This is a genomic window from Variimorphobacter sp. HTMS_6, assembly GCF_059717775.1.
Map to the genome: position 1 here is coordinate 2,391,645 of NZ_AP046094.1, position 22,158 is coordinate 2,413,802.

The following is a 22,158-nucleotide window of genomic DNA, read 5'->3' on the forward strand; positions in this document are numbered from 1 at the left end:
TGATAGGATGGACTTTGCTTTATATTATAAATTCCGTGTAACATTCTCTCTTCCGATTAAAGTTCTGCAGATTTTAATGAAAGGCTCGGCAATTATTATGAAATTGATTCAATTGAACAAAAACAATTTTATTAAAGGATTAATTCTATTATTTTTAGTTGCTATGTTAGTATTTCCCGGTGCATCCTTTCAAGGAGCCAGCTCCGGTCTTTTGTTGTGGTTTCATAATGTATTACCGAATCTCCTTCCCTTTATCATCCTTTCCAACCTCATGGTGCGATTAAATATCACGAGACAAATCAGCCGATTGTTCTATCCGATTTTTGGAAGAATCTTTGGTATCAGCTGTGAAGGGTGCTATCCGATCATTATTGGCTTTCTCTCCGGAATTCCAATGGGAGCAAAAACCACTGCTGATTTAGTAAATGACCGAAAAATCACTACGAGGGAAGGACAATTCCTATTTTCCATGTGCAATAATGCAAGCCCAATGTTTATTATCGGATATATTTCCATTACTCAGCTCAAACAACCACAGATGAATTATGCGCTTTTCGCAATCATTTATGGCTCTGCAATCATAAGCGCTGTAATATATCGATCCTTCACTAAGCTAGCATCAAAAAAAGATTCTAATTTGACTGAGAACACTGTCGGAATCGCATCAGCCAATTCGAAGCCCTCACGCTTCTCCTTCGCAGTTTTAGACAGTTCCATCATGAATGGTTTTGAAATTGTTACCAAAATCGGTGGCTATATCATATTATTCTCCATACTCGCACAAATTATCAAAGGATTCGGACCGGATACCGGATTTATTAAGGCATTTATCGTAGGTATATTCGAAATAACGACCGGCATCAGCCAAATTTGCATTACAAATTTGGACATAAATACAAAAATAGTCTTGGTATCGGCACTTACCTCTTTCGGAGGGCTATCTGGATTAGCTCAAACCAAAAGTGTACTGGGAAACACAAGACTATCTATAAGTTCGTATTTAATTGTTAAGCTACTCAGTGCTTTGCTTGCAATGTTGTTTGCATGGATCTATCTAACTATGTATCCAATTATGTAGCTAATCTACATCTTTCAAGAAGGTGTTCTCGTCAAAATCAAACTCTTCTTCTGGCTCTTGCACTTCTTGCTCAGCAGGGCTGACTGATACATTACTCAGACGATATAACTGATCGTTAAGCTCCTTCTTATTACTGCTAACAACCTCAAGATTATTCTTTAAGGTTCCAATATAGCTATCATATTTGGAAGCTGCGCTCTCATATGCTGCTGCCAAGATACGTTCTACATCTGCTAGCACATCGTTTGAGTATGCCAATGCACCTGTTCTGAGCTGTTCTGCTTCTTCAATCGCTTCCCTACGTAAACGGTCTGCTTCCTCAGAGGCCTGCATTATCATCTCATTTGCCTGATAATATGCCTGTTGCATGATTTCATGCTCGTTAAGCAAATCCTTTGCCTGCTCTCTGGTTTGAAAGAGGATTCCCTCTGCTTTCTCTTCTGCATCAGCGATAATTGCATCTCTATTTGAGATAATTTTTTGATAACGCTTAATCTCATCCGGAGTTCTTAATCGAAGCTCGTCCAGCAAATCATAAAGCTCATCTTTGGGTACAATTACCTTGGTGCTTGATAACGGCTGCATTCTGCAGCTTTCTACGAATTCATAAATATCCTCTATTAACTGTTCAATTCTGCTTGCTCCCATTTCAAACACTCCTTATTTTTTATATTTATCGTATATTGACTGTTTAATACAAGTTGGTACAAACTGACTGATATCCCCACCGTAGGTTGCTATCTCCTTCACCGTACTGGAACTCACATAGGAATATTCCACACTGGTTGTAAAGAATACAGTATCAATCGCTTCGTTCAGTTTATGATTTGTCTGTGCAATCTGAAGTTCATATTCAAAGTCTGTAATCGCTCGTAGCCCTCTTACTATAATAGAAGCATTCTTCTCAACCGCAAAATCTATAAGCAATCCATCAAATGCTTCCACTTGAATATTTGTCGCTTTTGATTGTTCACGTACCACTTTTTGAATCAGTTCTACTCGTTCCTCCGATGTAAATAAAGGCTTTTTTGAACTATTCTTTAACACTCCGATAATTAATATATCAAATAATCCGGACGCTCTGTTGATAATGTCCAAATGTCCCAACGTAATCGGGTCAAAGCTACCGGGATAAATACCTATCTTCATAGTTACCTCCATCATGCCATAAAACAACATTGAAATAAATAGACCATTCCCTCTATTTTTGCAAATAAATAAGGTCTATCTCATCTCAAGGAATACATGTTGGTTTGTTTTATATTCTTTTCTTTTAAAGATACGGAACTTCGTATCCTCCAAATAATCAAACTCAGTCTTTAAAGATGCTTCAACTACAATAATTGTGTCGCAATATATAATGGACGAGTTCTGTAATGCGAGAAGCATGTCCTTTTCTATAAGATTATTGTAAGGAGGATCCATAAAAACCACATCAAACACTTTGCCTTTAATCTCCAACATGCGGATTGCTTCTATTGCCTTATACGGCAAAACTTCAGCATCCTTTTCAAGTTTTGTTGTTTTTAAATTTGCTTTTATACAATTTAACGCAGCTTTATTATCCTCTATAAAAGCCGCATATTTTGCGCCTCTTGATAAAGCTTCAATGCCAATTGCTCCGCTCCCTGAAAAGACATCTAAAAAATCTACGTCTGCAAGGTACGGACTTAATATATTAAACAATGTTTCTTTTGTCTTATCAGTGGTCGGTCTGGTATCAAAACCTTCCGGTGTAATAAGCTGTAATCTCCTTGCTTTACCTGCTATTACTCTCATACTTTTCTCCGAAATTATTAATATTTGAAGTTTTTATCAATAAGCTAAGTTTATCTTATCCATACGAATATTTCAATGTTTTTTTATAATTTTTATTTCTACTGCATTATCATTTCTATTCAAATTAATACCATCCATTCTCTTTCCATACATGGATGAGTATCATAGGAACAATAAGAAAGCGCCGCTTATATGCGACGCCTTCTTATTTAATATCCTTTATTTTATTACTTCGTTTTTATTACTTTATTATTTTCCTGCGATTCTGTTTTCATAATCCTGAATCATTTTTTTAACCATATAACCACCAACTGAACCGTTTTGTTTTGATGTCAAGTCGCCGTTATAACCTTGCTTTAAAGGCACACCAATTTCGTTAGCAACCTCATACTTAAAACGATTTAATGCTTCCTGTGCTTCGGGTACTGAACTATTTCTTCTTGACATATAAACTCCTCCATTTCATATTTTGAAATTCTTCAAAATAGTTGTGTTGTTGTTTGTGTTATTGTAATCATCTCGTTGAATTGTTTTTATCAAACATTTCATCAAGTAATTACGTTAATATTATGTGCAAAAAGAATCAAAATACACGGATTTTATAAAATTTTTAATTGTAATTTTTGGATATATGTCGATTTTTAATCCAAAATTTTCATCATTCCGTCTTATGGCGAAATCCCTGGTGATACAACAGGGGTAAGAGTTGGCGTTGGTGTTGGTGAAGGTGTTGGTGTTAGAACTGTAAATGTACACTGCACAGTCGCCACATTACCGACTGTATCCTTCGCTTCATAAGTTACAAGGTAGGATCCGTCCTTGTTTTTCTCATATTTTACGGTAAGTTTAATCTTATCCGGTTTCGTATAATTATCAGTCACGGTGATTCTCTTAAGCAAATCAGGTTTGTTTGGGACTTCTCCCTGTTTTAATACCCCATTTATAGCACCTACGATCACCGGAGGTTTCCTATCGATATTAACTTTTGCTGTTTTCTTCGCTGTCGGTCCTTTTCCTGCACTTGCTTTATACTCTATGTAATATAAATCATTATTTTTCTTTGTGATTTTAACTTTGATAAGTTTTTTATCTAATTTAAAGCCGGAACAATAAGCATTTACTTTCTTAAGAGCGTAACTTTTATCAATGATAACATTTGCTCGAACCACCGCATCCTTTATTCCTTTAAATGTCGGCGCCACTTTGTTCTTATCAACTGTAATTGTTATGGTTTTTGAGATGCTTTTTTTTAACTCATCCACTACAGAGTATTTAATTCGATAAGTTCCTGGAGTACTCACATCGACATCACCGGACACTTTAATCTTCTTTGTTATATTAGCTCCTACTGTAGATTTTGCTTTCACATTCTTTAATAGATCCAGATCTTGATTCCACTTAATTTTCATATTTTTAATGCCGGTTATTACAGGCTTTTTTTTCAAAAATGGATTTCTTTTATCCGGATCAGTAGGATCCCAACGTACATTGGAAGCAATCTTGATTGGCGTTGGTTTTCCGAGTGGGCCGGGACTTTTTTTGTCATCATATATCACGACCGTTGTTCCTACTGAACAATTATCATAAATCCACTTGGCATCCCTAACCATAAGCCTAACACATCCATGTGAAACCGCAGATCCAAGTTTATTGAATTCCCTCGTGGCAAGATCAGCGGGATTATTATCATAATAGTATACGGAATGGAATAACATTCCGCCGTGTATTCGAGTGGAATATTGTCCCCACACATCATTCATTAGTATTTTCCATCGGTATTTTGCCTTCGTCTGGTAGGTTCCTTTTTTTGTCTTACCATCTCTACCTACAGAGCACAACATCGCTCTGACCGGTTTTGAATACTTTCCCTTACTGTCCTTTGCATATACTGTCACAGTATTAAAAGATCGATTTATCTTAATCAGATATGGATTTTTCTTTTGTTCAGCATATGCCCTGTGAGCTCCCACGAATGAAATCGCTACAAGAATCCCCACAATCAGCACGAGCAAGTGTAACTTTCGTAAATTTTTAATAAATAGATGCATACTGACACTCCTTAAGTCTTAAGTTAGTAACTAATTGATGTACACTCGTAGTTTTAATACTAATTAGCGTGGTCATATCACAAGTTATCCAGTCAATATACACATGGCTATGTAAAACTTGAGAATCACAAAACATATATTCTAAAGCAACTGTATGAAGTTGATGGTGTTAAGGCTGCGAAGTTTGCAGCCTTATGCACCACTACGTATTTCATCCAAATGAGAGCGTGTTGTTTTTGAAATATGTTTTGTAATTCCATTAAAATTTTAATTTATGCATATTAACGATAATATCTCAGTATCTGACTTTGACTCCTAATTAGTATTTAATTTCTACAATGTAAGTCTCATAAGCTTTATCCTTTATTGAAGAATTATCGTACACTACATCTCCAAGACTCTTGAGTAATTCATCGTTGATTTTCGGAAATTTCTCCTTCTCCAGTTTACCCATATATATATAGGATACGTTATACTGCTTCAACAAGCTCATTATAGTATTTTTGTCAGTTGAGGTATAGATTGTCTCAATATCTGCTGCTCTTTCGTCCAGTTTATCAGTATCGGACTTCCATAACCATTCATGTGTTCTCCAACCCAATATCGTTGGTAGCCCGGTCATAACTGATACTCGTTGATAATCTGTATAGCTGTCACCATTCGCTTCCAGTACTACAGGCATGCCTTTGACATTCTTATTTAACCAGTCAATCGCGCGGTCATCATCTTTAAAGGTTGTCTGCATAAAGGTCGTACAATCAATTCCTTTATATCCTTTTTTATCAAATATATTACCATACCAGGAATGGACTGCATTCTGTATATAACAGACTGACATCAAAAATAATACAAAACCAATGATGGCAACCTTTCTCTGTCTCCACTTTTCGCCGTAAATAATTAGTCTTGTAAATATATAACCAAAGGATAATCCAAACATAATAAATGCCTGGTAGGTTAACTTAAACATGGTATTTGCTCTTTTGTAATCACCACTGTATATATCTTGAATATAGATAATTTCCGGAAGAAGAACCAATCCAATGGCGCATAAACCAATCGTAATGATAAATAAATCAGAAACCGGAAGCGATTTCATGAACTGAGCAAGCGCTGACTGTTTTGATTCCTCTGAGTTCTCCTGTGTATTGCTCTGCGCTTTTTCTTTCGCTTTTTTTCTGCTAAAATTTGAAACAGCAAAGCACAAGAATGCAAATACCATAAAGACTGGTAATCCCCACAGGATAATCAGCTGATTAAGTGGAGTATGCGCTACACATAGCATCGGTGCTGTTGATATCTGATCAAAATTAATGGTGAACGGAAGAGAAACTATTTCTGAGAATGCAACTACTAGTAATCCTTGAAGAGCAGTGATTCCCAATGCTTTTCTTTTAAAATTATATACAATCAAATTCGTAAATAGAATAACTGCACCCGAAACGATGAAATAAATCGGAAAATCCCAAAAATTAGTTGTATGGAAAAGCCCGATGAAAAACGCTACCATAAGAATGGATGGGTTACATATTTCTCGTACCAATGATAAGGATTCATTCTCTTTTTCTTTTCTGGTACACATCCATGCAAATAGAATGGCAAGTATCGTTATAACAAACATAACATTCACAACATGGGCGTGAAGATCTCCCAGTACGAAAGAATAGGCCGGGAATTCATGAATGGTTTTATCATGAGTCTCCGGATGATATCCGATGAATCTTGTTGCATCCGGAAACCAGTAAGGTGTTTTATCTACTTTTAAACCAAAAAACTTTTGAAACCATGGTTGAAACCAATGATAAGTAGGGTAATGCATATTACCGGCTACGCAAACTGCAATACCACCGATCATACCGCTAATGAATGAGATAGTGGAATTCACCTTACCACGGAATTTACCAAATTGATTGATCACATTATAAATTAATGAATACGGAAGCACAAATGCAAATGTACCAACCATCATCAGCATTAGGTTATATCCAAGTGAAACCTTAACTGCAGAAAGCTTTGTCAAAAAAGTTGCATAAAACTGTCCGACATAATAATAATTTAACTTGGTACCGGAAAACCAAAAATCCTGCGGAGGCATAAAATCACTACGCATCATGCTGGTCATAAAACCATAATCCATAAATTTCTCCGTACCATATGCTTCCGGTTTAAATCCTCGCACATAGGTAAAGAGTAAAAACAGGGCAAAGAATAAGAGCTCCTCAAATATAATATGATCCCATTCTCTGCTTTTAATATCAAAAATTGCATAATGTTTAGATTTATCACCACGTTGCTTCTTGATAAATAGAAATAGAAGTCCGATATTACAGAGCAATCCTATTATCACACTAATCACACAAGAAAGCGGTGTGAATTTTAATATATGCAAGGTTGATAAAAACCATAGTATATAGCCTGTTAGTGCCAGACCAATTGCTTTTGAAAATAAATATCCCTTATCATGAAATGACGGAAACAATAATGATGCAAGCGGAATATAAATAATACCTATTCCTGCTAATACTGCCCACCATTGCAGAAAAGCATCAAAATCACCTTGAAGAAGCACTTTCCCAAGAACGAATAAAAACCCCGCGATTATCAAATAGATAATTTTTTTAATCATGAACCCACCTCTTTAATTACTTAATTAATTGATTTATCTTTCTAAAATCACTGAATGCTTTTTTACCGATGCGAATTATTTTTCTCATATTAATAGAATTCACACCACCCTGCCTTGGTCGAAAGGTTACCGGAAGGTATTTTACCTCAAGTTTTTTCTTGGCATAAATAACAGATAATACAACATTCGATAAATTAAAATCCTTCGGAATCATATTGATGTATTTCTTTAAAGTTGTTGCTTTCATTAGTCGAAACGGAGTATTTGCATCTTTGATATTCACATGAAAGCATAGTCTTAAAACAGTTTTTAACGTCTTCGTTACAAATACTCTGGAAAATCCGTCCTGTCTTCCTCTTCTGTGACCAATGACCATATCATATTCTTCTCTCAAATCCCAGAATGGCCAAAATTCCTCCGGTAAGGTCTGTCCGTCAGAATCAGTTTGGAACACATAATCCGCTCCAGCTTCCAGCGCATAATTATATCCGTATAAAACAGTTGCACCATGTCCACCATTCGGTTTTGTAATTGGTTCGAATGCTTCCAGATTCTTCGCTTCCTCCTGCATGATACGATAAGTAGAATCTTTACTGCCATCATCAATAATCACTAGCTTGCTACCATTGCCTATCTCTTCAACAATTGGATACCAATCTCTTATTACTGATTTTACATTAGCTTCTTCATTATAAGCCGGGATCACGATATATAATTTATCCACTTTCCCTTCCTCCATTCTGCCTTATCGGCATAAATCAAGCATTCATCTATTTTCTTTTTTCATATTCATTATTATCAAACCACTTTTAATGTCATTTTATCGGCTTGCTTGTATCATAGATATCAGCTCCATCTTTTCCGTCCCCGATACCATATACTCTTTGATATGTTGCTTTGATATTCTCTTCATTTACAGAAAAGTCCTCATTATTGCGACACTCTGCATCAACAACAATATAGTTAATATGATTTTCCTCCACTAACTTCTTGAGTTCCTGTGGTGATGTAGCTTCAAACATTTGCTTTACCTTATGTGTACGGGTATCCGTATCATAACCGGCTGACCAAGGAAAATACGGCCATCCTTCATAAAGCATCGCGCCCCCTAACACCACTTGATTTAAAGAATAATTTGAAGTCAGGAATAAATCTTTGGAATCTGTGTTTGTATTGATCCACTCAGTAAGCTTGGAATCAAGATCAAGAACGATTGCTGTATCAGGACGATTCTTATTCAGAATGGTATAAAAATCGTAAATACCAGTGGCAGTCAGCGATATAATTAAAAGTACACCGACTAACTTCGCGATAATATCCTTTTGGTCTAGTATTTTTACTACAAAGCTTGCGGCAAAAATTCCAAGTAGAATACAACTCATCATAATGTATTTATGATTTACCGTCACATCTACAGTAAGAGATACAGTAAATGCAAATAATAACGGCAACGTAAAAGCAAGGATCAAAAATCTTCTGGCTCCTCTTTCTATACAAAGTGCACCGATTATTACGAGAGGAAGGATTCCAAGTAATTTATCAAGGTAAGACGCTACACCAAATATCGTCTTATTCTCAGCAATAAAACCAAATAAGTAGCTGGTGGTAACAGGTGCATCATGGATAAACAATTTTGTCTGAAGCACTGCCATCAATACCGTAACTACGGCAACGATCGCATATTCAAATCTTCTTTTTGATAAAATAGCCATTACAAACAAAATCAGCAAACAACATACCTGTGCTGCTCCATGAAAAAATGCGATACTTCCAAGCAATATTGCGGCGGATAAGGTGGTACGCACATCCTGAACCATCCACGCCTGCTTTGTCAAAAATAATATCTTAAACTTCTTTATCCAATTACGAGATTTACTTTCTTCACTCCTTTGAGCTTTCAAATCATGAAACATATCGAATAATAGCGGCATAAAAAGGATAAGCACAAAAAACATAACCGCCAAACCGAATGCAAGATGACGCTGGTTACAATAAACATTCAGATTCCACAAGCCCCAATTTTCATTCGTAGTATCCGATATGAACTCAGTATTTTGCGATAAGGTTTTTAATACATCTGTTCCCTGTGGTATATTTGACAAAAAGGTAAATAACGTCTTGGAGCTTCGGAATGCAAAGAACAGACAGGATAATATACCTACGGTTATCTTACCTGTTATCTTAACTGCTAATACATACAGCAGCATAAAAGCAGCAATAAAGCTTATCATGCTTTCAATATTGAAAGCAAAATCGATTCTCATTCCCAGATACTCTAGATTACCGGTCAAAAACTGGAACATAAAATGATATCTAATATCCTGCCCTGCATAATGAACGTATTGGGTTGGAAAGTTGTTCCCATAGGAAAAGGAGCGTATCATTCCGACATGGGGAGAAAAATCACTAAATACTGATACACCCACATAGAGATTATGTCCGCTTACAAAAAAAGTAGTCCACATCAAGATACCGGCCAGTAACGTAATTGCTATCACCAATGCAAGTTCAATCTTTAATGTTTTTTTATTATCACATAGCATCGGAAATGTTTTATTCTTTTTATATTGGTGAAAAAATGCTAACACTGTTACGAACAATCCAATCGGAAGTACAATACAATTTGCATAGAATAATGGCTCGGCTCTGTCACCAAACAGGTATGCAATAAGATATGTTGGCCAAGTCATTGCCAGCGTTCCTGTGATATACCAAGCAGGAAGAAGTAATAAATATGGACTAAGATTAATCCTACGTCCTGCATAATCTTCCCTGGTGAGCGAAGATAAGTTTGGAAATGCATACGTACAGATTGCCCAACCAACTGTAAAACATAAAATGAGATAAAATAGTCCAAGCATAATTAGTCCACCTTGCCTTCCTTATCATACTCACCACCATGTATGAGGTTGTCCAGATTTATCTTATGCTTGTCATCTCCTTTAACACATTTGGAAACCAGATATCTTGGTCTTCCCTTCACTTCCTTATAAATTTTAGTCAAATAGATTCCAATCATACCCAAACTTATCATAATCGAACTTCCAATTATTAACAGCAACAGGATTACTGTAGTAAAACCACTAGTAGCATTCCCAGCAAATTTCATATAAAGAGTCTGTAAACCAAGAATAATTGCACCAAAAAACATTACAATACCAAGTATCGTAATACAATGAAGAGGCACTGAGGTATAGGATGTAATTGCATCCACAGCCAACCGAATCAAACGAACCAATGACCACTTCGTTTTACCATTCACACGTTCTGCCACATCAAAATCAATCTGCTTCCTGTCAAATCCCACCCAGGCAGTCATCCCACGAAAAAACAAAGCACGTTCCGGCATTTCCTTCCAGGCTTCAACTACCTTACGATCCATTAATTTAAAATCAGATGCTTTTCCAAGATTAATATCAGAAGTTCGATATATAATATAGTAGAAGAATTTTGCACATGTTTTATAAAATTTATTCTCATTTCCTCTAGAGTTCTTAATACCTTCCACAACATCAAAGCCCTCTTCTCTCCAGGCTTTTACCATCTCCGGTATAATCTCCGGGGGATGCTGCAAATCGGCATCCATTACTAATACCATGTCACCGTCCGCGTATTCAAGTCCGGCACAGAGCGCGGACTCCTTGCCGAAATTCCTGCTCAATCTAAGTGCTGAAACATTTCCCAGCTCCGAAGTTAACTTCTTCATCTCTTCCCATGAATTATCCCTTGATCCATCATCAACGAGTACGAATTCATGTATGATATTATTTTTATTAAGGATCTCACTGATTGTAGTGATGGAACTTCGAATATGGCTTCCCTCCTGATATACGGGAATAACCAACGATAATTTTGAATCGTGCGTTCTATCCATATCTGTGCTATAAATTTTGGTTCCCATACATTACCTTCTTTATCAACTTTTAGCTAAACAGCTGTTCCTATTATACATGATTTCCTTTGGTTTTACCATGTTTTTGTAATATTTTCATAAATTTACACAGTTTGGACACAAAGCTATAATGTATTATTATTACGGTTTAATATCTTATCCTCGAGTGATGGGTTTTCCTGAAATATCTTGTCTACTTCTTTATCCGAAAGATTTTTCACCGCATCTGACGCAGCCTTTAATATGCTTGCATCGGTGAAAATATCTCCTAATTTGAAATCCATTTCTCCACTCTGTCTAATTCCAAAAATATCTCCAGGTCCTCTGAGCTTTAGATCCTCGCTCGCAATAAAAAAACCGTCATTTGATTTATTTAATATCTCCAGTCGGTCCCGGGCATCACGGTTACTGCTGCCACAGATAAAGATACAGTAGGATTGATGGCTTCCTCGTCCGACACGCCCTCTTAGCTGATGTAGCTGAGCTAGCCCAAAGCGCTCCGCATTCTCCACCATCATCACCGTGGCATTCGGAACATTCACTCCAACTTCTATTACCGTTGTTGATACGAGTACCTGAATGTCTCCATTTGAGAATCTATCCATCACTTCATTTTTATTCTTTGGCTTCATTTTACCGTGTAGATACTCTACCTCAACACTAGGAGCGAGCGCTGATCTCAATGTTTCAGTATATTCAATAACATTCTCCGCCTCAATTTCTTCACTCTCTTCCACCATTGGACAGATTACATAGACCTGTCTTCCTTCCGAAACCTGATTATTAATAAAACGATATGCAGTTGGACGATAATTCGTATCCACCACACAGTTCTTAATCGGTAAGCGCTGTGCCGGAAGCTCGTCCACTACGGAGATATCCAAGTCTCCGTATAAAATAATCGCCAGTGTTCTTGGAATCGGTGTCGCACTCATAACCAGCACATGTGGATTCCCGCCCTTATTCATAAGTGTCTCTCTTTGCTTCACACCAAAACGGTGCTGCTCATCCGTGATTACCAATCCAAGATTATCATATTCCACCTTCTCCTGAATGAGTGCATGAGTTCCTACAATAATATCCACTTCATGTGTTTTGATTTTCTCATAAGCGATGCGTTTTTCCTTCGCAGTTTGTGAACCAACCAGCAAACAGACACGAATTCCGAAGGAAGAGAGCATGTCCTGTAAGGATTTATCATGCTGTTTTGCCAATACTTCTGTAGGGACCATAAAGCATGCCTGGTAACCATTCTTCACCGCCATAAGGAGTGCCAGAATCGCTAATATCGTTTTACCGCATCCAACATCACCCTGTATTAAGCGGTTCATCACATATTCACCATTCAGATCCTTCTTTACTTCCTCCCATACACGCAGCTGCGCATTCGTTAATGGATAAGGAAGAGAACCAATCAGCTCATCACAATCGTTCCCCTCTCGCATACGCTTATCCGATAACTGGATAATCTTTTTTTCCTTCAACTTTCGCAAAGCCAATGTATATAGAAAGAACTCATCAAAAACAAGTCTTTGTCTGGCCTTCATCATCCCATCTCTATCTTTTGGAAAATGCACTTCCTTCAATGCCTTGGTGCGTTCCATCAGCACAAGCTCCTTCACAAGAGGCTTCGGGATGTAGTCCTTTGCGAAGGTTAGTTCGCTCAATGCCAGTTTCATAGATTTTGAAATCAAGGTATTTGTCAATCCTTCCGTAAGCGGATAAATCGGTTGTAAAATCTTAAGAAGGCGGTAATAATCCTCTCTTTGGTATATGGAGGGCTGTTCTATCACCACAACTCCGTTCTTTCGGATTGCTTTCCCTCGGAATATGTAATGAAAACCAGAACGTAATGTTTTCTGCAAAAACGGCATATTAAACCAGGTCAGATTCACTACTCCGGAGGAGTCCTTCACCTGTGCATTCAAAATCTGAAGATTTTTTATTTTCTTTATCTTGGGAGAAGCTTTTAATGATGCTTCTATTGCTACTGTCATACCTTCATTGATCGAGGAGATTGCAATCGGACGTTCAAACTCCTCATATCCTCTTGGGTAATGTTCCACCAAATCCTGCACTGTCTCTATACCTAGTTTATAAAAGAGCTTTTCCGTTTTCTCGCCTATCCCTTTTATCACAGTTATCTTATCCAATGCTTCCAAGCTCTCACCTCCATTGTCAATTAATTTATATATTACAGCTTATAATTTCACATTGATTTTATTATAAACGATACCATTTCATAAAAAAAGAAAATATTTTAAAATTGCCTATTGACTTTCCAAAATTTCCATTGTATTATTGTATTAACTTCTTAATACAGTAATACACCAGCAATATAGAAAGGAGCTCCAAATTATGAAATGGGAACTTAATACTGAACGACCTGTATACGTTCAATTAATCGAACAAATTCAGGCAGGCATCATATCAGGAAATTTTAAACCAGGTGATAAGCTCCCCTCGGTTAGGGATTTAGCAGCAGAAGCCATGGTAAATCCAAACACAATGCAAAAAGCATTGTCAGAACTCGAGAGAACCGGACTGATTTATACCAACAGAACCAGCGGCAGATTTATCACCTCCGATGACACTATGATTAAACAACTTAAGGGGTTATCTGCAAGAGATCTGGTAGAAGAATTCGTCACAAAGATGAAACAACTGGGTTACGAACCGGATGAAACATTAACTATTGTAACAGAAGTTATCAAAAAAGAAAAATAAGCGTTTAAGCAGATGGGAGAAAGTAGAATGAGTGCTATATTAGAATGTAAAGCATTAACCAAACAGTTTGGCGGTCTGAAAGCTTTAAAATCCATTGATCTCACATTAGAACGAGGTCGTATCATTGGATTATTAGGACCAAATGGAAGTGGGAAATCCACATTAATCAAATTAATAAACGGACTTTTAGTTCCAAACGAGGGAGAAATCCTTGTCAACGGATCAAAACCTGGACCAGAGAGCAAGAAAATTGTATCATACTTACCAGAGAGAACATATTTACCGGAATGGATGAAGGTATCCGATACCATCGAATTTTTTGAGGATTTTTATAATGATTTTGATAAGAAGAAAGCTTATGATATGTTAACCAGGCTTCAACTAGATCCTAATCGTAGATTGAAGACATTATCCAAAGGTACAAAAGAAAAAGTGCAATTAATACTAGTCATGAGTCGTAATGCTGATCTCTATTGTCTGGATGAACCCATCGGAGGCGTAGATCCGGCTGCAAGAGATTATATCCTTAACACCATCATCTCCAACTATAACGAGAATGCTACCGTACTAATCTCCACTCACCTGATCTCAGATATTGAACAGATTCTTGATGAGGTGGTATTTATCAAAAACGGTAACATCACACTTCAATCAACCGTGGACGATATTCGTTCTAAAGAAGGCAAATCCGTAGATTCATTATTTAGGGAGGTATTCAAATGTTAGGAAAATTATTTAAGCATGAATTTAAGGCAACCTCAAGATTGCTGCTGCCTGTATTTTTAATCTTAGCTGTATTTACTTTAATGGATCGAATTGTATTAAGCCTTGATATATTCCATGGTGCATTAGCATTCATCCCCGGAATTATAACCTTTGGGTTTGTTCTGAGTGTTATCGGCGTATTTGTAGTAACCTGTGTAATTATTGTTTATCGTTTTTATAAAAACCTAGTAAAGGATGAAGGATATCTCATGTTCACCTTACCAACGAAACCTAGTCAATTAATCATTTCGAAATTAATTGTCGGATCGGTATGGACAATAGTTTGTTTTCTTGCTTTGACATTGGCTATATTCATTGTGGCTACTTTTAAAGTATCACCTGATGAAATAGTTACCGGATTCCATACATTTTTCAGAGAATTCTTCAACCAATTAGACGGCGATGGCGTTCTGTTAATTATAGAATTACTTGTAATTATATTATTCGGATTGATTAATAATGTCCTACTAGTTTATGTCTCCATCGCTTTAGGTCAATTATTTAATGGTCATAAATTATTAGGTTCCATTGTAAGCTATATATGTATCAATATTGGTTTGCAAATCGTAACCGGGGTAATAACAGCAATTGTTGGAATTGTATTTAAAGATTCATTTGAATCCATCACATCCATACCACGTTTGCTCTTACCGGGTACAATCGTTATGTTATTAGTACTCAATGTAGTATACTATTTTGTTACTGATTTAATTTTTAGAAGAAAACTCAACTTAGAATAGTAATTGATCAGGCGAATAAGTAGTGCTTTTTTATAAGAAAGGACGCAATATGAAAAAAGTTCTGTTACCATTTTTATTAGTTCTTATTCTTTTATTTACCGGTTGCTCAACCTCCATTCAAATCGGAGCGATCGAAAGCAATTCGAATCATGAGTTTCACGCTTCCTACTATGATTTAAGCGGTTCCAAAGTAAAAAAAGTTACCGTAAAAGAAGGGAAACCACTTGATATATCAATGAATATTGTAACCAAAAAAGGTACCCTCGATGTTCTCATCTACAAGGGCAAAAACGATAACCAATATGAGGGGCATGCCCTTGCCACAACTTCTTCAAAAGTTACGCTATCCGATCCAGGTACCTATACCATTAAGGTCATGGCAAAGAAACACCGCGGTAGTTACACTTTTAAGTGGTAGACGGAATTCATTTACAATTTCAAACATAATAATATAATCACAAAATACAAAGAGGAAAAGTTCATGTGCAAATATAAAGTATTCACTTGGCGATTTGATTTAAATAGCTCCGAAGAATTAGAAGACACTTTAAATGGTTATGCAAAAGAAGGTTGGAGAATATTCAACATCATATCAAATGTTAAAGGAAGTGGAGGAGTCATATTTTCTTCGGTTGATGGCAATGAAGCTACCTTTATTCTTGAAAACAACGTATAAATATTTTGAATTGATATACTTATTCAATCATAAAGGGCGCTACACAAAATGTGTGGCGCCCTTTATGATTGAATCTTATCTTAATCTTCTGTCTTCAAAACGGCTCATCGCCTGCAAACAATAAAGTAGTTCATGTATTCGCTTATCTAATGGACCATCCTCTACTGTGCAGTCAAGAGATACCGCCATATCATTAATTAATCGGTCGTTCAGATGTTTTATGTTCGAGGATAATACATCAAGTTTTTTACTATAAGATGGAGCATCCAGAAACTTCATTAATAACAGATTTACAGACTCATTTGTACCAGAAAATTGTTCTGCATTACTCACAGTGTTAGTTTGAATTACCTCCCTATTCTGCGAAGTAAAGTTTTCTTCAATCGTCTGTACGATTTTCCCTTCTTGTTCCTCACCAGTCAACACTGATTGATTCATGGATAATACAGTGTAATTTCTTGTATCTTCCGTCAAAGAATTCTGTTGGGCAGGATGTCTCTCGTCCTGTCTGTGATGTTCATAATCAACTACAATTTCTGTCTGAGTTTCTGTTCCAATACTTTCCTCTTCAAGTATTCTCAGCTCAAAGCGGTATTTTTGTTTCACCTCAGGATACTTACTGCGATCCACTTCGCTCACAAACATCTCCAGAGGCCTTACATATGTTTTAAAATCTCCATAAAGCGCCTGATATACAACCATCCGCTCACCTGACTCACTGTCAATTGCCACTGTGATAATCTGATAAAGCTTGTCCTTAAAATGCTGATATATTTCGCCCGGCTTTGGCATGCGTGTTAATTCCATGCTTCTCATCCTTTCCCTTTGAAAATATATAAACCTTTACATTAATAGATTGTGAAGTATTCCAACCTTTTATCAACAAATCTGTTTTATTCTGCCTGTTTTATCCACGATTATGTAAGAATTAAGAACAGTAACCGTCACTTATCCACATTAATCGTTCTATAAAGGGATTTCTAAAAGATAAAATAGTGGCTCGCTTTTAATCGAACCACTATCTAGAAGTACCCTTTATCGTGCTATACCGTTATTTAATTATTCCACTGATAATACATAGTAATAAATTGGCTGTCCACCATAGTGAACCTCAACATCCAAATTCGGATATTTATCCATGATTACTTCTGCAAGTGATGCTGCATCCTCTTCTTTCACTTCTTCACCATAATACAGGCTAATCAGTTCGGAATCTTCATTTGCTAAACAATTAATCAATTCAACTGTAGTCGAATTTACTGCTTCCCCTACAGCAAGAATAGTCTTATCGCCAATACCCATGATATTCCCTTGCTTTATCTCTTTCCCGTCAAGGCTGGTGTCACGTACTGCATAAGTAACCTGTCCTGATTTAACTCTTAACATCTCTTCTGTCATTCTGGCAGCATTATCTTCCGGAGATTTATCATAAACAAAGTTTATAACCGCTGTAATACCCTGTGGAATTGTTTTTGAAGGAATTACATAGATATTTTTATCTTCTGTAAGATGCTTCGCTTGCTCCGCTGTAAGGATGATATTACCATTGTTCGGTAATATGAATATGTTATCTGCATGAACTTCACTAATCGCATTTAACATATCCTCCGTACTTGGATTCATGGTCTGACCACCTTTGATGATATAATCCACACCTAGTCCGGTAAAAATCTCATCCAAGCCTTCACCCATAGATACCGCAATAAAGCCAGCCTTCTTACGAGGTTTTTCAGGAGTGACCTTTTCTTCCATCTTCTCAGTTTTAGTAGATTTTGCAGCTTCCAAAGCTAATCTTTCGTTATGCTCTTCTCTCATGTTGTCAATTTTCATTCTGGATAACGATCCATACGTTAACGCCCTTTGAATTGCAAGACCAGGATCGTTCGTATGTACATGTACTTTAACGACATCATCATCCGAAACAACTACAATAGAATCGCCGATTGACTCGAGATACGCTTTAAACGTTTCTTCTGTCTTTTCATTATATTCTTTTTCTACATTAATAATAAATTCAGTACAATACCCGAATTTGATATCGTCTGTTGATATTCGATCTCTACTCGCACCAGCTGTTGCTGTGCCACCGGACATAAGATTTGATAAAGACACTTCTTTGCCGATTAATGCATCAAATGCACCTTTTACGATTTCTAACAATCCCTGACCACCTGAGTCAACTACTCCAGCTTCCTTTAAAACCGGCAACATATCCGGTGTACTCTTTAGTACATCTTCCATATGATCGATTACTTCTCGGCAAAAATATACTAAATCTTCTGTCTCAGATACAAGTTCCGATGCTTTCTCCGCACCGCCCCTTGCTACTGTAAGAATAGTTCCTTCTTTCGGTTTCATAACTGCACGATAAGCAGTTTCTGTTGCCTTTTGTAATGCATTTGCCATAATTGTAACATTTATTTCATCGTACTCTTTTATTTCCTTAGAGAAACCACGGAATAACTGGGACAGAATAACACCCGAGTTACCTCTTGCTCCGCGAAGAGATCCACCTGATATCGCTTTTGCAAGTTCCTCTAAAGTAGGATTTTCAAGATTATTAACTTCCTTTACCGCTGACATGATCGTTAAGGTCATGTTAGTACCTGTGTCTCCGTCCGGTACAGGGAAGACATTTAATTCATTAATAATCTCTTTCTTTGCTTCTAAGGATGCAGCTCCTGCAAGAAACATCTTCTTCAGAGTTTTTGCATCTATCGTTTTCATTACCACCGGTTTTTCCTCCTTAAACGTTGTTCATCTCAAAATCAGTCAATTACTCTGACGCCTTCAACAAAAATATTGATCTTTTTCACTTCAAGGCCTGAGAATTCTTCAACATTGTATTTCACATTGCTAATTAAGTTATCAGCAACTGCTGAAATGCTTACACCATAGGATACGATAATATGCAGGTCAATCGTTAATTTATTTTCATCAATTAATACATTAACACCGTGACTTAAACTATCACGTTTTAATAATTTTACGATGCCATCCTTCATATTGATGGACGCCATTCCTATAACACCAAAGCATTCGATCGCGGAAGCTCCGGCATACTTTGCCAATACATCGTTATCAATCAATATCTCACCAATCTTTGTGTTCATATGTCCTTTCATATTAACCCTCCTATCTAATACCTATGTCTTATTATAGTATACCCATAAATGTACCGAAGAAAAACAATTGGTTTGTTTTCGTAAGCACCCATACAGTAAACTTATTAATTCATTCTTTATAATTCAATTATAATACATAATTCGTGTTAAGCATAGAACCTCTTGCATAATATATATTACTAATATCATTGATTGGAAGTGACAATTATGAAGAGAATGCTTGGGTTCATCCTATTTTGGATTGCCATCGGTATGACTATTATGCTGTTTATCACAAACGGCATCTTAGCAATATGTATTATAATTCTGTGCCTACTTCTTGGTTATAATCTTTTCTGCTGTTAATACACTCATTCAAACGTTGTCATATAACAATCAAATCTTACTCTTGTCCAATAGAGTAGTTTTATAAGAACAAAGCTCCGGGTGCGATTCATCCCAAATGTTCTTTCCCGGAAAAAAAAAGCGGGTGTCAAGATCCCCTGACACCCATCGTTTTTCCTTATGCGCGTTCTACTTTACCGGATCTAAGACAGGAAGTACAAACATACATTTTTCTTGCTGCACCGTTAACCTTAACTTTCACAGATTTTACGTTGGATTTCCACATCTTATTAGATCTTCTATGAGAATGACTCACAGCGATTCCAAAGTGAGCACCTTTATCACATATTGAACATTTAGCCATCAAAAGCACCTCCTTAGATACATAATATAGAACCAAATGGCCCTACAAACATTAATATTCTATCAGAATATAAAATATATTGCAAGAAGAATTTTGCTTATTTGTCAACTCAAATAGTTAAAAAACACTATATATTGGAATCTGATTGGTTTTTTATGACCTCTTCTACCTTATCGTCGATATCATCTTTCTTCTTATTCATCTTTCCGGTAAACTTATTTATTAAATCCGGAACCATGTCAAGGATCTTAGTAACACTATCCTGTTCTTTAATATTAACCAGCTTCGAGCTTCCATTTTGAATCACTAATACAGAACTAGGAGATATCTTACCGCCCATACCACCACCAGCGTTATTCTTCTTCTCTCCTGCAAAAGCACCGGCGCCTACACCGAAGCTAACCTCTACCAGCGGAAGAATGATGGTACTATCATCTACTTTAACTGCATCGCCAACCACTGTTTTTGACGTAATAAAACTGTCCATTCCACGGAATAATGATTCTACGGTTGAATTAAAATTATTATCTGCCATTTATAAAGCCTCCTTTAATATTTGGAAATTATTCTTTAACTGCTTGAACCTTTTATCCAATATAAGTTTAACCACTAATATAAGTACTGTAATTAATCTTATTCTTCCTCTGGCATCATGCTTCCCTTCCAATACCTTATTTTCAAAATCCGGAATAATCTGTATCTTATCCCCGTATAGGCTGTACAAAAACCCTACAGCACCCAATGCCTGACCTGTACTGCATGGATCACCCGTACCAAACACGATTTTGGATTTCAGCTTCGTCGGCAAGATATGTTTTAGTAACTTTTTTAGAGTGGTAAAAGTAACTCGAAATCCTTCTTTATTCAGCTCATTTTTCAAAAAATCCAAAATCAAATTCACTTTATGAGTAATATCTTTTATTTTTTGAAACCACTTTATTATTTTTGCTTTGATTCCTTTAAAAAATGCAACAATACGTTGTTTTATTACAATTATTTTATTTTTGATACGAAGAAAGAAACTACTAATCTTATTTAAGATTGATTTTTTATTGGCTTGCTCTTGTTCTTCGGACTGATTCCGGCCGGTGGTCTGATTCACATACGGTAACATAGGCTCCTCTAATAAAGATTCCGGTAATGTAGGCTCCGATGTTGAAATTTTGTAATCCTCTATGTTTGGAGCGGTTATTTCTTTAGGCTTATTATGGTGAGCGATATCAACACTCTGACCTTTCGTTACTGATACCTTTTTAGAAACAGGCTTTGCCTTTCTGTTCCGTGATTTTTTGCGAGATTTACTCCTCCTGCTCTTTTTCACTTTCGGATTCAGATTATCATACAGGGTAATCCACAACACTTTCATACGCAGGTGAAGCTCACCTTCCACAAAAGAAGCGTTCACTCGTATAATATGCAATAACCAGCTCACTCTTGCCGCGATATATAATTTTTCATCTCCATGTTCTGCTTGAACACGATATCGAATCGGTACAATCAATACGGTTAACAGGATTAATAAAAACAACCCAATGATAACCAATAGTGCAATACCGATTATTTTCAATATCAGTAGGATTATAGAAAGCATTCATCAACCCTCGCCTGTCTTAATAATCGATACAATCATATGATAATGCAAAATTACCGGAACTCAATCTTATGTAAAATAAGTTCTTACATTAAACTCTCCGGTCTTGTGATACACCTCCACAAGCATCTTCTCAACTAATGAAAGTGCTTCCTTCCTTCCCCTTGCAAGACCTACAATACGAACCTCGGATTTTTTATAAAATGGAAACAATAGTTCGTTTGCATCCAAAATATCAAACAGATTGTCCTGTTGGGAAGCGAAAGTAATACAGTATACGTCAAAGGTGACCTCACTGTTATTAATTGAGGTAATTACTTTATCTTTTTTCTTTTTCATTTTATCGCCTACATACAGGCGTGAAGTCCATGAAATCATTCGATACCCTTACCTTTATCATACAATTTCCGTCAAGTATAGTAT

At 36.5% G+C, this 22,158-nt stretch carries 23 protein-coding genes; 6 read left to right on the forward strand and 17 right to left on the reverse strand.

Annotated features, from left to right (window positions below; all coding sequences use genetic code 11):
- Window positions 1-76: 76 nt before the first annotated feature.
- Window positions 77-1,078, forward strand: coding sequence for a nucleoside recognition domain-containing protein (locus tag AC6IWN_RS10840; protein ID WP_497987432.1), 1,002 nt, complete (start codon window positions 77-79; stop codon window positions 1,076-1,078).
- Here AC6IWN_RS10840 and AC6IWN_RS10845 read toward each other — a convergent pair whose 3' ends face one another.
- The 10 genes from AC6IWN_RS10845 to recG form a co-directional block, all read right to left on the reverse strand.
- A complete protein-coding gene (locus AC6IWN_RS10845) occupies window positions 1,079-1,726 on the reverse strand; it encodes an HrpE/YscL family type III secretion apparatus protein (protein ID WP_497987433.1) in 648 nt (215 codons plus the stop codon). It lies immediately after the preceding gene.
- A 12-nt stretch (window positions 1,727-1,738) separates the two neighbouring features.
- On the reverse strand, window positions 1,739-2,227 hold the full coding sequence (coaD, locus tag AC6IWN_RS10850) for a pantetheine-phosphate adenylyltransferase (RefSeq protein WP_497987434.1): 489 nt from the start codon (window positions 2,225-2,227) through the stop codon (window positions 1,739-1,741).
- A gap of 75 nt (window positions 2,228-2,302) precedes the next feature.
- Complete coding sequence (gene rsmD / locus AC6IWN_RS10855) at window positions 2,303-2,857, reverse strand: 16S rRNA (guanine(966)-N(2))-methyltransferase RsmD (RefSeq protein ID WP_497987435.1); 555 nt, start codon at window positions 2,855-2,857, stop codon at window positions 2,303-2,305.
- A 249-nt stretch (window positions 2,858-3,106) separates the two neighbouring features.
- Window positions 3,107-3,304: an alpha/beta-type small acid-soluble spore protein gene (locus AC6IWN_RS10860; RefSeq protein ID WP_497987436.1), complete on the reverse strand. Its 198-nt coding sequence runs from the start codon at window positions 3,302-3,304 to the stop codon at window positions 3,107-3,109.
- 221 nt (window positions 3,305-3,525) lie between these two features.
- Window positions 3,526-4,905: a L,D-transpeptidase family protein gene (locus AC6IWN_RS10865; protein ID WP_497987437.1), complete on the reverse strand. Its 1,380-nt coding sequence runs from the start codon at window positions 4,903-4,905 to the stop codon at window positions 3,526-3,528.
- Window positions 4,906-5,224: 319 nt separating this feature from the next.
- Entirely contained in the window at window positions 5,225-7,531 is a 2,307-nt protein-coding gene (locus tag AC6IWN_RS10870) for a DUF2298 domain-containing protein (protein ID WP_497987438.1), read from the reverse strand.
- Window positions 7,532-7,547: 16 nt separating this feature from the next.
- Window positions 7,548-8,255, reverse strand: a complete 708-nt coding sequence (locus AC6IWN_RS10875; RefSeq protein ID WP_497987439.1) for a glycosyltransferase family 2 protein — start codon at window positions 8,253-8,255, stop codon at window positions 7,548-7,550.
- 91 nt (window positions 8,256-8,346) lie between these two features.
- Window positions 8,347-10,392: a hypothetical protein gene (locus AC6IWN_RS10880; protein ID WP_497987440.1), complete on the reverse strand. Its 2,046-nt coding sequence runs from the start codon at window positions 10,390-10,392 to the stop codon at window positions 8,347-8,349.
- A 2-nt stretch (window positions 10,393-10,394) separates the two neighbouring features.
- Window positions 10,395-11,432, reverse strand: coding sequence for a glycosyltransferase family 2 protein (locus tag AC6IWN_RS10885; RefSeq protein ID WP_497987441.1), 1,038 nt, complete (start codon window positions 11,430-11,432; stop codon window positions 10,395-10,397).
- A gap of 116 nt (window positions 11,433-11,548) precedes the next feature.
- Window positions 11,549-13,585, reverse strand: a complete 2,037-nt coding sequence (gene recG / locus AC6IWN_RS10890; RefSeq protein ID WP_497987442.1) for an ATP-dependent DNA helicase RecG — start codon at window positions 13,583-13,585, stop codon at window positions 11,549-11,551.
- A 196-nt stretch (window positions 13,586-13,781) separates the two neighbouring features.
- Between recG and AC6IWN_RS10895 the strand changes: the two genes are divergently transcribed.
- The 5 genes from AC6IWN_RS10895 to AC6IWN_RS10915 all read left to right on the forward strand — a co-directional run bounded on the left by AC6IWN_RS10895 (window position 13,782) and on the right by AC6IWN_RS10915 (window position 16,331).
- Window positions 13,782-14,150, forward strand: a complete 369-nt coding sequence (locus tag AC6IWN_RS10895; protein ID WP_497987443.1) for a GntR family transcriptional regulator — start codon at window positions 13,782-13,784, stop codon at window positions 14,148-14,150.
- Window positions 14,151-14,177: 27 nt separating this feature from the next.
- Window positions 14,178-14,876, forward strand: coding sequence for an ABC transporter ATP-binding protein (locus tag AC6IWN_RS10900; RefSeq protein WP_497987444.1), 699 nt, complete (start codon window positions 14,178-14,180; stop codon window positions 14,874-14,876).
- On the forward strand, window positions 14,870-15,655 hold the full coding sequence (locus AC6IWN_RS10905) for a hypothetical protein (RefSeq protein WP_497987445.1): 786 nt from the start codon (window positions 14,870-14,872) through the stop codon (window positions 15,653-15,655). Before AC6IWN_RS10900 ends, AC6IWN_RS10905 begins: the two co-directional genes overlap by 7 nt.
- Window positions 15,656-15,704: 49 nt before the next feature.
- Window positions 15,705-16,073, forward strand: a complete 369-nt coding sequence (locus AC6IWN_RS10910) for a hypothetical protein (protein ID WP_497987446.1) — start codon at window positions 15,705-15,707, stop codon at window positions 16,071-16,073.
- Window positions 16,074-16,136: 63 nt separating this feature from the next.
- Window positions 16,137-16,331 (forward strand): DUF4177 domain-containing protein, encoded by a 195-nt coding sequence (locus AC6IWN_RS10915; RefSeq protein ID WP_497987447.1) that lies wholly within the window; start codon window positions 16,137-16,139, stop codon window positions 16,329-16,331.
- A gap of 75 nt (window positions 16,332-16,406) precedes the next feature.
- Here the strand turns inward: AC6IWN_RS10915 and AC6IWN_RS10920 are convergent, their stop codons facing one another.
- The 7 genes from AC6IWN_RS10920 to AC6IWN_RS10950 all read right to left on the reverse strand — a co-directional run bounded on the left by AC6IWN_RS10920 (window position 16,407) and on the right by AC6IWN_RS10950 (window position 22,074).
- Entirely contained in the window at window positions 16,407-17,138 is a 732-nt protein-coding gene (locus tag AC6IWN_RS10920; RefSeq protein WP_497987448.1) for a DUF1653 domain-containing protein, read from the reverse strand.
- A 252-nt stretch (window positions 17,139-17,390) separates the two neighbouring features.
- A complete protein-coding gene (locus AC6IWN_RS10925; RefSeq protein ID WP_497987449.1) occupies window positions 17,391-19,064 on the reverse strand; it encodes a DAK2 domain-containing protein in 1,674 nt (557 codons plus the stop codon).
- A gap of 35 nt (window positions 19,065-19,099) precedes the next feature.
- Window positions 19,100-19,456: an Asp23/Gls24 family envelope stress response protein gene (locus AC6IWN_RS10930; RefSeq protein ID WP_497987450.1), complete on the reverse strand. Its 357-nt coding sequence runs from the start codon at window positions 19,454-19,456 to the stop codon at window positions 19,100-19,102.
- A gap of 502 nt (window positions 19,457-19,958) precedes the next feature.
- Window positions 19,959-20,144, reverse strand: a complete 186-nt coding sequence (rpmB, locus tag AC6IWN_RS10935) for a 50S ribosomal protein L28 (protein ID WP_497987451.1) — start codon at window positions 20,142-20,144, stop codon at window positions 19,959-19,961.
- A 127-nt stretch (window positions 20,145-20,271) separates the two neighbouring features.
- A complete protein-coding gene (locus tag AC6IWN_RS10940; RefSeq protein WP_497987452.1) occupies window positions 20,272-20,679 on the reverse strand; it encodes a GerW family sporulation protein in 408 nt (135 codons plus the stop codon).
- Window positions 20,680-21,735: a DUF2953 domain-containing protein gene (locus AC6IWN_RS10945; RefSeq protein ID WP_497987453.1), complete on the reverse strand. Its 1,056-nt coding sequence runs from the start codon at window positions 21,733-21,735 to the stop codon at window positions 20,680-20,682.
- A gap of 69 nt (window positions 21,736-21,804) precedes the next feature.
- On the reverse strand, window positions 21,805-22,074 hold the full coding sequence (locus AC6IWN_RS10950; protein ID WP_497987454.1) for a hypothetical protein: 270 nt from the start codon (window positions 22,072-22,074) through the stop codon (window positions 21,805-21,807).
- Between the last annotated feature and the right edge of the window lie 84 nt (window positions 22,075-22,158).